The 12,873-nt window shown below is 66.5% G+C and carries 11 protein-coding genes and 1 pseudogene; 7 read left to right on the forward strand and 5 right to left on the reverse strand.

The genetic code is table 11. The annotated features are described in order from the left end of the window. Positions 1-95 precede the first annotated feature (95 nt). From G3N96_RS03495 to G3N96_RS03505, 3 genes are read right to left on the reverse strand one after another with little or no spacing between them, the layout of a single operon-like run. Positions 96-1,205 carry a class II histone deacetylase gene (locus tag G3N96_RS03495; RefSeq protein WP_206136239.1) on the reverse strand — a complete coding sequence of 370 codons (1,110 nt, stop codon included), beginning with the start codon at positions 1,203-1,205 and terminating at the stop codon, positions 96-98. A gap of 16 nt (positions 1,206-1,221) precedes the next feature. After that, positions 1,222-2,430: an MFS transporter gene (locus tag G3N96_RS03500; protein ID WP_206136240.1), complete on the reverse strand. Its 1,209-nt coding sequence runs from the start codon at positions 2,428-2,430 to the stop codon at positions 1,222-1,224. Between the two features lie 21 nt (positions 2,431-2,451). Continuing rightward, entirely contained in the window at positions 2,452-3,498 is a 1,047-nt protein-coding gene (locus tag G3N96_RS03505) for a porin (protein WP_206136241.1), read from the reverse strand. Positions 3,499-3,800: 302 nt separating this feature from the next. Here G3N96_RS03505 and G3N96_RS03510 point away from each other — a divergent pair, with 302 nt between their 5' ends. Both G3N96_RS03510 and G3N96_RS03515 read left to right on the forward strand, forming a co-directional pair. Then, positions 3,801-4,946 (forward strand): LuxR C-terminal-related transcriptional regulator, encoded by a 1,146-nt coding sequence (locus tag G3N96_RS03510; protein WP_206136242.1) that lies wholly within the window; start codon positions 3,801-3,803, stop codon positions 4,944-4,946. A gap of 109 nt (positions 4,947-5,055) precedes the next feature. Then, positions 5,056-6,054, forward strand: coding sequence for a 2-dehydropantoate 2-reductase (locus tag G3N96_RS03515; RefSeq protein WP_206136243.1), 999 nt, complete (start codon positions 5,056-5,058; stop codon positions 6,052-6,054). Positions 6,055-6,227: 173 nt separating this feature from the next. Here G3N96_RS03515 and G3N96_RS03520 read toward each other — a convergent pair. Continuing rightward, positions 6,228-6,488, reverse strand: a pseudogene (locus G3N96_RS03520) (winged helix DNA-binding protein); the annotation flags it as partial. 14 nt (positions 6,489-6,502) lie between these two features. Further along, positions 6,503-7,066 carry an RNA polymerase sigma factor gene (locus tag G3N96_RS03525; protein ID WP_089495335.1) on the reverse strand — a complete coding sequence of 188 codons (564 nt, stop codon included), beginning with the start codon at positions 7,064-7,066 and terminating at the stop codon, positions 6,503-6,505. A gap of 355 nt (positions 7,067-7,421) precedes the next feature. Here G3N96_RS03525 and G3N96_RS03530 point away from each other — a divergent pair, with 355 nt between their 5' ends. From G3N96_RS03530 to pssA, 5 genes are all read left to right on the forward strand, one after another. Next, positions 7,422-9,185, forward strand: a complete 1,764-nt coding sequence (locus G3N96_RS03530) for an acetolactate synthase 3 catalytic subunit (RefSeq protein WP_046544741.1) — start codon at positions 7,422-7,424, stop codon at positions 9,183-9,185. A 112-nt stretch (positions 9,186-9,297) separates the two neighbouring features. After that, the gene (gene ilvN, locus G3N96_RS03535) at positions 9,298-9,789 is read left to right on the forward strand and encodes an acetolactate synthase small subunit (RefSeq protein ID WP_011352712.1); all 492 of its coding nucleotides are present in this window, start codon (positions 9,298-9,300) and stop codon (positions 9,787-9,789) included. A gap of 95 nt (positions 9,790-9,884) precedes the next feature. Continuing rightward, on the forward strand, positions 9,885-10,901 hold the full coding sequence (gene ilvC, locus G3N96_RS03540) for a ketol-acid reductoisomerase (protein ID WP_098551046.1): 1,017 nt from the start codon (positions 9,885-9,887) through the stop codon (positions 10,899-10,901). A gap of 127 nt (positions 10,902-11,028) precedes the next feature. Then, complete coding sequence (locus G3N96_RS03545; RefSeq protein ID WP_039370565.1) at positions 11,029-11,673, forward strand: phosphatidylserine decarboxylase; 645 nt, start codon at positions 11,029-11,031, stop codon at positions 11,671-11,673. A 15-nt stretch (positions 11,674-11,688) separates the two neighbouring features. Continuing rightward, on the forward strand, positions 11,689-12,561 hold the full coding sequence (gene pssA / locus G3N96_RS03550) for a CDP-diacylglycerol--serine O-phosphatidyltransferase (RefSeq protein ID WP_069248477.1): 873 nt from the start codon (positions 11,689-11,691) through the stop codon (positions 12,559-12,561). Positions 12,562-12,873 lie beyond the last annotated feature (312 nt).

The following is a 12,873-nucleotide window of genomic DNA, read 5'->3' on the forward strand; positions in this document are numbered from 1 at the left end:
GCCGAAACGGGGATAAAAGCACAGGAAACCCCATCCGCTCCGAACGCGCAAGAGGGCCGGTGCCGATCGGCCCTCGTCGCGCCCGCCAGCGCGCGCTACAACCCGAACGACGTAGCCAGTTCGTCGAGCAATTCGCGCTGGAATGTAACGAACCGCTCGCCTGGCTGCTGCGCGATCGCGAGGTCGAGCATCGGATCGGCGACGTCGGTGCGAACACCCGCCAGCGCCTCGACGATCGCAAGCCCGCAGAACGGCACATAGGCTTCCGAATACCCGCCTTCGTGAACGATCACGAGCCGTCCGCCACAATGGCGTTGCGCGGCCTCCTTCACCGCCCGCGTCATGAACCGGTAGCTGTCGGTATGCAACTGCATGCGCGCGAGCGGATCGACCGCGCTTGCGTCGAGGCCGCTCGCGACGATGATCAGCTCGGGCCGGAAACGCTCCAGCGCCGGCAGCACGATTCGTTCGAACGCGTAGCGATACGCATCGTCGCCACTGCCCGCGAGCAGCGGCACGTTCAGGTTTGAGCCGATACCCGCGCCTTCGCCGCAATCGTCCGCGCCGCTGTAGCCGGGCGGGAAGCAGCGATCCTGGTGCAGCGAGATCGTCAGCGTGTCCGGGTCGTCGTAGTAGATCGACTGCGTGCCGTTGCCGTGGTGCACGTCCCAGTCGATCACCGCGACGCGCTCGATGCCGTGTTTCGCGCGGGCGGCCTCGATCGCGATCGGGATGTTCGCCAGCAGGCAGAAGCCCATCGGGCGGTCGCGCAGGCAATGATGGCCGGGCGGCCGCGACAACGAGAATGCATTGGCCGCACGCTCGCCGAGCACCGCATCGACGGCCGTGATCGCGAGGCCGGCCGACAGCGCGGCGATCTCGTAGCTGCCCTTGCCGAACGGCGCGAGGTCGCCGAGGTCGCCGCCGTTCGCGTCGCTGAGCGCGCGGAACGCGTCGAGATAGTGTGCGGGATGAATGCGCAGCAGGTCGGCGGTCGAGGCCGGCTCGGTGCCGCGCAGGTCGAGCTGCGCGGCCAGGCCCGAGGCCTGCACGAGCGACAGGAAGCGGCGCTTCGAATCGGGCGATTCCGCGTAGCCCGCGCTCGACGGCGGCTGGACCCAGCCGCCGACCGGGAAGAACAGCGCGTGCGTGCCCCCGGTGTGCCAGAAAGTGCGTTCGTCGGTGAAGAAGGCAGTGCGATTCATGGATGTGCGTGACCTGTCACGGTTGGGTGGAAATGGAAGGGCGCGTGCGGCGATCGATGTGGCGCAACGCGGCGAAAGACACGATCGCGACGGCTGTCGCGGCCGTGAACAGCACACGCATCGTGCCGCCGGCATCGAGCATCAGCCCGGCGAGCAGCGGGCCGGCCGCGAGGCCCGCGCCGATCACGAAATTGAGCGTGGCCACGAGGCGGCCCGACGTGTCGATCTGCGCGACGGTCGCGAGGATGAACGGCAGGACGAACGTCCACGCGAACTTGAACATGAAGATCGCCGCGCTGTAGCCGCCGGCGTGCCGCATGACCGCGAGCGCGACGAGCGAGGCCGCCAGCAGCGCGTAACCGGCTGCGAGCATCGCGCGCCGCGCGAGCCGGCCGCCCGCGCACGACGCGAGCGCCGCACCGGCGATGCCCATCACGCTTGCGATCGCGAGTACGTTGCCGGTCGACTGCGGATCGAGCCCGGCTTCGGTCGCGGCGCGGCTCGCGAACGTCCACACGCTGCCGATCGCGAGATAGAACGTGAGCACCGCGCCGATCGCGAGCACGACGAAGCTTTGCGGTGTCTGCGCTGTAGCGTTGCGCGCGTTCTGCGCGGGTGCGGCGCGCGTGCCCAGCGTGGACGGAAAGCCGCGCGACAGCGGCGCTGCGAACAGCACGAGCGTGGCGAGCGCGACATACAGCGCGCGCAACCCGAACGCCGCGAACACATGCGGCAGCACGAACAGGCCGATCGCGCCCGCGATCAACTGGCCGACGACCCACAGGCCGTACACGCGGTCGCTGTTCTTGCTCGTTGCGGCGCTCGTCATGCAGAGCACCATCAGCGAGCCGCCGCCGAGCGCGGTGACTGCGCGCAGCGCGAGCAGCGCGACGAAACTCGGCATCCACAGCGCGGTCAGCAGGTTGCCCGCGCCGAACAGCGCGATGGCGAATGCGGCGACGCGGCGCGCGTCGACCCGGCCGAGCCACAGGTACGACGGCACGGTCGCGAGGCTGAACGCGCCGAGTTCGACGAAGAAGTAGGTGCCGATCTGCGACGCGGACAGCCCGAGCTGCGTCGCGAGCTGGCCCGCGACGGCGGGTGCCACGAGCAGCAGCAGCGGCGTGATGGCCGCGAACACGACGAGCGCGGCGAGCGTCGAGCGCGCGAAGGTCGATGCGCGGCCGTCGGACGGGCGTGCGGCATCCGGTGAAAGGGTTTTCATGGCGGGATCTCGTGTGGGAAATCAGAACAGGTGGTACATGCCGACCATCGCGCCGAACTGCGATGCGCCGGCGAGCGGCGCCGGGTCGTATTCGTAGACGGTCTGCGAACTCCGGCCACTGTTGCGTGCGTAGCCGAGGTTCACGTAGGCGACGGTGCGTTTCGACAGCGCGTACGTGGTGCTCGCGATGAACAGCGTCGGGTGGCCGATCGCCGGCGCGCGCGAATCGGTGTGATAGACGCCCGCGTTCAGGCCGATCTCGCTCGACATCTGGTAGCGCGCACCGCCCCAGACGATCGTGCGCGCCGCGTCGAGGTCGCCGGTCAGGCGTTCGACGCCTGCATAGACGGTGAGCGACAGTGTGGCGAACGCATAGCGCGCGGCGAGCGTGCCGAGTTCGCGGCGGCGCGCCGACGTGTCGTCGGCCGCCGAAACATCGCCGTGAGCCTGATGCAGTACCGCGCTGACCGACAGGCCGTTGCTGGTGTACTGGCCGCCGAGTTCGAGCACGCGTCCGGCGCGCGTATTGCCGGCGACGCCGGACATCGCGGCAAGCGCCTCCACGTCGAAGCCGGCGAACGTCGGCGACTGGTACTTGGCCGAGTGGTCGATGAAGTTCGCGTTCATCGGCACGATGACGCCCTGGCCGCTGTACGACGCATACCAGAGCGGGTCGTAGAACAGCGTCTTGTCGAACAGCACGCTGAACTGCCGGCCGAGCGTGACGGTGCCGACGGGCCCCGCGATGCCGACGTACGCGCCGCGGAAGAAGGCATAGCCGGGCACGGTCGCGGTGCCGTCGTTGAGGTTGAGGCCCTGTTCGAGCTTGAACAGCGCACGCCAGCCGCCGCCGAGATCCTCGTGGCCTTTCAACCCGATCTGCGAAGGCAGGATGCCGTAGTTCTGCAACCGCACGGCCGAGTGGCGCCCGTCGGCATGCGTCAGGTATTGCACGCCGGCGTCGAGCGCGCCGTACAGCGTGAGACTCGACTGCGCGTGCGCGGCAGCGCTGCACGCGGCAAGCGTCGCGACGGCCGCGGCCGTGCGGATGAAGCGGGGTTTCGTCACGTGGGGTTCTCCATGCCGTCCAGCATCGGTTTGTCGTTGGTGTTGTCGCGACGCAGTGTCCGCAGCGGGAAAACCTTCGAACAGTCGTACAGATGAACGGTGTGGAAAACCCGTGGTGCACGACATGCACGCGGCGCGGTGTCGCGGCGCGGCGTGCTGCGGAGCAGCAACGTGCCGTGCACCGTTCAAATGGATGGGGCTGACGCCGGTTCCGGCACCGTGGCCCGTCAAAAAAGACGATCGCTATAATCGGCCGGTGTCGTTGCGCACATCAGCAGCCTGATCGGGCAGGGGAGCGGAAGGTGAGGATCACGACGGATTTCGGACAGGATCTCGATGCGCTGCGCGACGTGCCGGCCGCCATCGTGCTCGACGAGTTCGCCTGGCCGCCGCTGCCGTCCCGGCGCGCCGATTTCGACGGCGTCACGCGCGGCGACGCATCGCAGCGCGAACTCGGGCTGATGCTGCTCGACCTGTACGCAGTTGCCGCACGGTCCGGCATCGGCGAATTCGAATTCCGCTTCTTTTCGCTGTTGCAGGCGCTCATCCCGTTCGACGCCGCATGGACGGGCGTCGCGACCCACGTGCCGACCGGCCCGGTGATGCACAACAGCTTCCTGTACCGTCTGCCGCACGCGTTCTTCGGCGACTGGAAGCGCGTGCGCGATTGCGACCCGCTCGCGCACCGCACGCTGCGCGGCGCGCACGGCCATGCGGTGCGGCTGTCGGTCGTCGAGCCGGGGCTCGATGCGCGGTTTCGCGACTGGTGCGTGAAGTACGGGCTCGCGCAACTGATGTGCGTATGCACGCTCGATCGCCGGTTCGGCCTGACGACGTTCATGTCGATCTACCGCCAGGGCCTGAATCGCCCGTTCAGCGACGACGATGCACGCCGCTTCGAGGAAGTGATTCCGCATCTCGCGGCGGCGCTGACGATCAATCGCGCCGCGCAGCTCACGCGCGAACGCGGCGATACGGTCGCGCCGGCGGCGCGTGCACTGTGCGACAACTTCGGCGTGCTCCACCATGCCGATCACGGTTTCGACGACGTGCTGCGCACCGAATGGCCGGCATGGGCCGGCGCGCGCGTGCCGGAGCCGCTTGTCGCGCACTTGCGGCGCCAGTCGAGCCAGCCGTTCGTCGGCGATGCGCTGCGGATTCAGTGCGTGCCGGTTGCGGGGCTGTTCCAGATCGAGGCGCGGCCGCGCTCGCTGCTCGACCGCCTGAGCCCGCGCGAGCTCGCGGCGATCCGCTATTACGGCGCGGGGCGCTCGCACAAGGAAGTCGCGCAACAGATGGCGATTTCGCCGGCGACCGTGCGCCACTACCTGCGCTGCGCGTATCGCAAGCTCGGCATGCACGACAAGAGCCAGATCGCCGGCGTGCTCGGCGCGACGGGTGGCGCGGCCGACGACGAGCCGGTGGAAGCCGGTGGCGAGCCGCGCTGAGTTGCGCTGAGTTGCTCGACCGCCGCACGTTGCATGCGGTCGCTAGAATGGTTGTGTCCGCAACTATTGAGCGTTATGCTCGTCGGTTCCCAGGAGACGGAATTTCATCATGAACGACACGAATTCAGGGTCGGTGCGCGCGGCGGTGGTCGGGGTCGGTGCGATCGGCGGGTTGCTTGCAGCCGCGTTGTCGCGGGCCGGCGTGGCCGTGAGTGCGTATGCGCGTGGCGCGACGCTCGATGCGTTGAACACGCACGGCGTGCGTGTGGTCGACGAGGCGGGCGAGACATCGTCGGTTCCGGTGCGGGCGAGCGACGATGCGGCCGCGCTCGGGGTCCAGGACTACGTGGTGATCGCCCTGAAGGCGCAGGCGTTGCCGGCGCTGGCCGCGCGCATCGCGCCGCTGGTCGGGCCGGACACCGTGATCGTCGCGGCGATGAACGGGCTGCCGTGGTGGTTCACGCACGGGCTCGCAGGCGCACTCGACCGCGTGCCGCTCGATGCGGTCGATCCGGCCGGCGCGGTGTCGGCGGCGTTGCCGCCCGCGCAGGCGATCGGTTGCGTCGTGCACCTGTCGTCGAGCACCGATGCGCCGGGCATCGTGCGCCGCGGGCGCGGCAACAGGCTGATCGTCGGTGCGCCCGATCCGCGGCTCGACGTCGCCACAGCCCGGTTCGCCGCGGCGCTCGCGGCGGGCGGTTTCGACGTCGAGTCGACGCCGGCGATCCGGACCGAGATCTGGACGAAGCTGTGGGGCAACATGAACATGAATCCGCTGAGCGCGCTGACGGGGTCGACGGCCGAGCAACTGCTCGACGATCCGTTCACGCAGGATCTCGCGCTGCGGATGATGGAGGAAGCGGCCGCGATCGGCGCGAGGCTCGGCCTGTCGACGGGAATGAGCGGGCCCGAGCGGATCGCGGTCACGCGCAAGCTCGGCGCGTTCAAGACGTCGATGCTGCAGGATTTCGAAGCGGGGCGCGCGCTCGAGATCGGGCCGATCCTCGGGGTGTTTCCCGAACTCGGGCGCAAACTCGGCGTGCCGACCCCGTATTGCGACGCGGTGCTCGGGCTGCTGCGCCAGCGCGCGGCGAACAGCGGGCTGTAGCGCGGGCGGGGTCGCGGCATGCGCGACGCCGGCGAGACGGAGCGCTGCGGTCCGTTTGCAACGCGTCGCGCCGCATGACGCAAAGCGGGCCGCCCGTGTCGCGGGGCAAGCGACCGGGGCGGCCTGTCAAATTCGTCGGATCAAACCCGCGGGCGCCGTGCCCGTGTCGCGGCTCAGTCGTCCCGCTCGGTCGCGTGCGCGACGACCTTGTCGAGCAGCCGTTCGAACGTCTGGCGTTCGCTGTCGGACAGGCACGCGAGCAAGCCGTCGTTCCACTTGCGCACGATCGGCATGATCTTGCGATGCAGTGCGCGGCCGTCGGCGGTCAGCGCGATCAGCACGATCCGGCCATCCTCCTCGCTCGCGCTGCGTTCGAGCAGCCCCTGGCGCAGCAGCGCCTCGGCTGCCCGGCTCGCCTGGCTCTTGTCGAGATTTGCGGGAGCGGAGCTCATAGCGTGATTCCTTTGGCCTTGAGCGCATGCGCCAGCGTGTGGGTGGCCCGTGAGCAGTGCGTCTTCACGCTGCCCTCGGAGCACCCCATTGCGGCGGCAGTCTCGGCGACATCCATATCTTCCCAATAACGCATCAGGAACGCTTCCCGTTGACGCGCCGGAAGCTTCTGGATTTCTTCGTCGATCAGGGCCAGAACCTGCTCTCGTTCGAGGCGGTGCTCGCTGCTTTCGACGCCCGCGTTGTCGTCCGCGGATTCGAGTGTTTCGAGCGGGTCGAAGTCGTCGTCGTCGCCGCTGTTCAGCGACGAGAAGAGCGTGACCCACGTGTTGCGGACTTTCTGCCGGCGGAACCAGTCGTGGATCGCGTTCTGCAGGATCCGCTGAAAAAGCAGCGGCAACTCGGCCGCCGGCCGGTCGCCGTACTTCTCCGCAAGCTTGATCATCGCGTCCTGCACGATGTCGAGCGACGCATCGTCGTCACGCACGGCGTACGCAGCCTGCTTGAACGCGCGCCTTTCGACGCCCGCCAGAAAGTCGGCGAGTTCCTTGTCTGATGCCATTCCGTGAAGGTATGCGCTGCGGGCCGCTGCGTGGTGTAAAAGGGCGAAAAATTTCGTAAAACCCGCGGATGCTATCAAATTTTCGCGCTGCTTGGCACCGGGTTGGCCGCCGCACGTTGCGCGCGAGCCGCGGCGGCGGGGTGCCGGGCGGCGCCCATGATGCGCTGCGGGATATTTTGCTTGACGACCCCCTCGCGACCCGCTATCGTCAATGATTCGCAACATGAAGTGATGGTCTCATTTGAGGCTGGCCCAAGAAGCCTGCCCTTCAAACTGGACGCGCCGCTTGAACCCGAGCCACAAGCCCGGCAGAGAGCACCCGATCAATTTTTTGCCGAAAATTCGAAAGGTCAAAATGAACATGCCCAGCGCGGAATTCTCCACGTCGGAACCCCTTTCCCCTCCCGATAGCGACTCCATCGGCGGTACCGTGCTCATGAAGGCACTGGCCGATGAAAACGTCGAATTCATCTGGGGCTACCCCGGCGGCTCGGTACTCTACATCTACGACGAGCTTTACAAGCAGGACAAGATTCAGCACGTGCTGGTGCGCCACGAACAGGCGGCCGTGCACGCAGCCGATGCGTATGCGCGTTCCACCGGCAATGTCGGCGTCTGCCTCGTGACGTCGGGCCCCGGTGTCACCAACGCGGTGACCGGCATCGCCACGGCGTACATGGATTCGATCCCGATGGTCGTGATCAGCGGCCAGGTGCCCACGGCCGCGATCGGCCAGGATGCCTTCCAGGAGTGCGACACCGTCGGCATCACGCGTCCGTGCGTGAAGCACAACTTCCTCGTGAAGGACGTGCGCGACCTCGCGGAAACCGTCAAGAAGGCGTTCTATATCGCCCGCACCGGCCGTCCGGGCCCGGTGCTGATCGACATCCCGAAGGACATCTCGAAGACGCCGTGCGAATACGAGCCCGTCAAGAGCGTGTCGCTGCGTTCGTACAACCCGGTCACGAAGGGCCATTCGGGCCAGATCCGCAAGGCCGTGTCGCTGCTGCTGACGGCGAAGCGTCCGTACATCTACACGGGTGGCGGCATCATCCTCGCCGACGCGTCGCGCGAACTGAACCAGTTCGCGGACCTGCTCGGCTACCCGGTCACGAACACGCTGATGGGCCTGGGCGGCTATCGCGCGTCGGACAAGAAATTCCTCGGCATGCTCGGCATGCACGGCACCTACGAAGCGAACATGGCGATGCAGCACTGCGACGTGCTGATCGCGATCGGTGCCCGCTTCGACGACCGCGTGATCGGCGACCCGGCGCACTTCGCGTCGCGTCCGCGCAAGATCATCCACATCGACATCGACCCGTCGTCGATCTCGAAGCGTGTGAAGGTCGACATCCCGATCGTCGGCGACGTGAAGGAAGTGCTGAAGGAGCTGATCGAGCAGCTGCAGACGGCCGAGCATGGCCCCGACACCGAGGCGCTCGCGCAATGGTGGAAGGACATCGAGGGCTGGCGCTCGAAGGACTGCCTGAAGTACGACCGCGAGAGCGAGATCATCAAGCCGCAGTACGTGGTCGAGAAGGCGTGGGAGTTGACGGACGGCAATGCGTTCGTGTGCTCGGACGTCGGCCAGCACCAGATGTGGGCGGCGCAGTTCTACCGTTTCAACAAGCCGCGTCGCTGGATCAACTCCGGCGGCCTCGGCACGATGGGCTTCGGCCTGCCGGCAGCGATGGGTGTCAAGATGGCGCACCCGGACGACGACGTGCTGTGCATCACGGGCGAAGGCTCGATCCAGATGTGCATCCAGGAACTGTCGACCTGCCTGCAGTACGACACGCCCGTGAAGATCATTTCGCTGAACAACCGCTATCTCGGCATGGTTCGCCAGTGGCAGCAGATCGAATACAGCAAGCGCTATTCGCATTCGTACATGGATGCGCTGCCTGATTTCGTGAAGCTCGCCGAAGCGTACGGCCATGTCGGCATGCGGATCGAAAAGACCTCGGATGTGGAGCCGGCGCTGAAGGAAGCGCTGCGCCTGAAGGACCGCACCGTGTTTCTCGATTTCCAGACCGATCCGACCGAAAACGTCTGGCCGATGGTACAGGCCGGCAAGGGCATCACCGAGATGCTGCTCGGATCGGAAGATCTGTAACGGCGCGACGCGCGCCTGAGCCCGATGCGGCCGCCTTCACGAAGGGCGGCGCGGCACGCGGCAGCGCGCGGCGCGAGTGAATCGACACGGACACATTCTGGAAGAAGCGAACATGAGACACATCATTTCCGTCCTGCTGGAGAACGAACCGGGCGCGCTGTCGCGCGTGGTCGGTCTGTTTTCCGCACGCGGCTACAACATCGAAACCTTGACGGTGGCGCCGACCGAAGACCAATCGCTGTCGCGGCTCACCATCGTTTCCATTGGCTCCGACGACGTGATCGAACAGATCACGAAGCATCTGAACCGCCTGATCGAGGTGGTGAAAGTGGTGGACCTGACCGACGGTGCACACATCGAACGCGAGCTGATGCTGATCAAGGTCCGTGCAGTGGGCAAGGAGCGCGAAGAAATGAAGCGGATGGCGGACATTTTCCGCGGCCGCATCATCGACGTGACCGAAAAGACCTACACGATCGAATTGACGGGCGCGAGCGACAAGCTCGACGCATTCATCCAGGGGCTGGACGCGGGCGCGATCCTAGAGACCGTGCGCACCGGCAGCTCCGGCATCGGACGCGGCGAGCGCATCCTGAAGGTGTGATGCCAGACAGGCACGCCGGGTGCGCCGTCATGTCCCGGCCCGCAGTACTCCATCCGAACGAATTGTTGAATTTTTGAATTAGCGAAGGAACCATCATGAACGTTTTCTACGACAAAGACGCTGACCTCTCCCTCATCAAGGGCAAGCAAGTCACGATCATCGGCTACGGCTCGCAAGGCCATGCACACGCGCTGAACCTGAAGGACAGCGGCGTGAACGTGACGGTCGGCCTGCGCAAGGGCGGCGCGTCGTGGAGCAAGGCCGAAAACGCAGGCCTGTCGGTCAAGGAAGTCGCGGAAGCGGTGAAGAGCGCCGACGTCGTGATGATGCTGCTGCCGGACGAGCAGATCGCCGACGTGTACGCGAAGGAAGTCCACGCGAACATCAAGCAGGGCGCGGCGCTGGCATTCGCGCACGGCTTCAACGTCCACTACGGCGCGGTGATCCCGCGTGCCGATCTCGACGTGATCATGATCGCGCCGAAGGCACCGGGCCACACGGTTCGCGGCACGTACTCGCAAGGTGGCGGCGTGCCGCACCTGATCGCGGTTGCACAAAACAAGTCGGGCGCGGCACGCGACATCGCGCTGTCGTACGCGGCAGCGAACGGCGGCGGCCGTGCAGGCATCATCGAAACCAACTTCCGTGAAGAAACCGAAACCGACCTGTTCGGCGAGCAGGCCGTGCTGTGCGGCGGTACCGTCGAGCTGATCAAGGCCGGCTTCGAGACGCTGGTCGAAGCAGGTTACGCGCCGGAAATGGCGTACTTCGAGTGCCTGCACGAACTGAAGCTGATCGTCGACCTGATCTACGAAGGCGGCATCGCGAACATGAACTACTCGATCTCGAACAACGCCGAGTACGGCGAGTACGTGACGGGCCCGCGCATCGTCACGGAAGAGACGAAGAAGGCGATGAAGCAGTGCCTGACCGACATCCAGACGGGCGAGTACGCGAAGAGCTTCATTCTCGAGAACAAGGCAGGTGCGCCGACGCTGCAGTCGCGCCGCCGCCTGACGGCCGAGCACCAGATCGAGCAAGTCGGCTCGAAGCTGCGCGCGATGATGCCGTGGATCGCGAAGAACAAGCTCGTCGACCAGACGAAGAACTAAGCATCGCGAGCTGTTCCGGCCCCTCGAATAGAGGGCCGGTACCAAAAAGCCGCCCGAAGGCAGCAGTGCCCCGGGCGGCTTTTGCTATCCTACGGGCTTTGCAATTCACCGAACACAGAACGAATCCATGAACTATCCTCATCCGATCATCGCGCGCGAAGGCTGGCCGTTCATCGCGATTGCAGCCGTCATCGCGCTGTTGATCCATGCTGTCGGGGGCTTCGGCTTCGCGTGGCCGTTCTGGCTGCTGCTCGTCTTCGTCGTCCAGTTCTTCCGCGACCCGCAGCGTCCGATCCCGGCGCAGCCGAACGCGGTGCTGTGCCCGGCGGACGGCCGCATCGTCGCGGTCGAGACCACGCAGGACCCGTACGCGAACCGCGAAGCGCTGAAGATCAGCGTGTTCATGAATGTCTTCAACGTCCACTCGCAGCGTTCGCCGGTCGATGGCGCGATCTCCAAGGTCGAATACTTCCCGGGCGCGTTCCTGAACGCGGCGATCGACAAGGCGTCGACCGAGAACGAGCGTAATGCGGTCGTGATCCAGACGGCGAGCGGCAAGACCGTGACCGCGGTGCAGATCGCCGGCCTGGTCGCACGCCGGATCCTTTGCTACGTGCGCGCGGGCGAACCGCTGTCGCGCGGCCAGCGCTACGGTTTCATCCGCTTCGGTTCGCGCGTCGACGTGTACCTGCCGCTCGGCAGCCGCGCGAAGGTGTCGATCGGCGAGAAGGTCTACGCGTCGTCGACGATCCTCGCCGAACTCGAACAGTAAGCGGCGAGGCGCACGATGGCCGCATTCAAACCGCGTCGGCCGCGCAACGGCGCCGGCCAGACGCCACGCCCATTCCGGCGCAACAAGGTGATGGCACAGGATCCGGTGCCCATCGAGAGCCGCCGCGCCGCGCGCCAGCGGTTCCTGAAGACGCGCGGCATCTACCTGCTGCCGAACGCGTTCACGACCGCCGCGCTGTTCTGCGGCTTCTTCGCGGTCGTGCAGGCGATGAACGTGCGCTTCGAGATCGCCGCGATCGCGATTTTCGTCGCGATGGTGCTCGACGGGATGGACGGGCGCGTGGCACGCATGACGCATACGCAGAGCGCGTTCGGCGAGCAGTTCGACAGCCTGTCGGACATGGTGTCGTTCGGCGTCGCGCCCGCGCTCGTGATGTACGAGTGGGTGCTGAAGGATCTCGGCCGCTGGGGCTGGCTCGCCGCGTTCGTGTACTGCTCGGGCGCCGCGCTGCGCCTCGCGCGATTCAATACGAACATCGGTGTCGTCGACAAGCGCTTCTTCCAGGGGCTGCCGAGCCCGGCCGCGGCCGCGCTGATCGCCGGCTTCGTGTGGCTCGCCACCGACAACCGCGTGCCGATGAAGCTCGGCTGGCTGCCGTGGGTCGCGTTCGTGCTGACGATCTACGCGGGCGTGACGATGGTGTCGAACGCGCCGTTCTACAGCGGCAAGGCGCTCGACGTGCGGCACCGCGTGCCGTTCGCGGCGATCCTGCTGGTCGTCGTCGCGTTCGTGCTCGTGTCGTCCGATCCGCCGCTGATGCTGTTCTGCCTGTTCGTGCTGTACGGGCTGTCCGGCTACGTGTTCTGGGGCTACATGGCCATCCGCGGGCGCGCGAATCCGGCGCGCTCGTCGCAGCGCGATCATTGACGCACGCGCATGCTCTTTGCCCGAAAACGGCGGCCCCAGGGTCGCCGTTTTCATGCGTCCCTGGTTCGGCCCGTGCGGCCGGAAACCCCGGGTGCCGTCCGATTGCGCACCCAACGGAATGCCGCTATAGTCTTTGGCATGACTGCATTTTCCCGCCTCTCCCTCCTTCTAGCCGGTGCGCCGCTACGCGCGCTAGCTTCGGCGCGCCTGCCGCGCTGACCGTTCTCGCCCCCCGTCAAGCTTCGTCTGTTGTTGAGCGTCGCCAGCGGTGGCGCGATCTCGTTACGTTTGACTTCCGTATAAAGAGCCCTG

Origin of the sequence: Burkholderia sp. Se-20373, assembly GCF_017104705.1 — a bacterium.
Classification (GTDB): Bacteria; Pseudomonadota; Gammaproteobacteria; order Burkholderiales; family Burkholderiaceae; genus Burkholderia.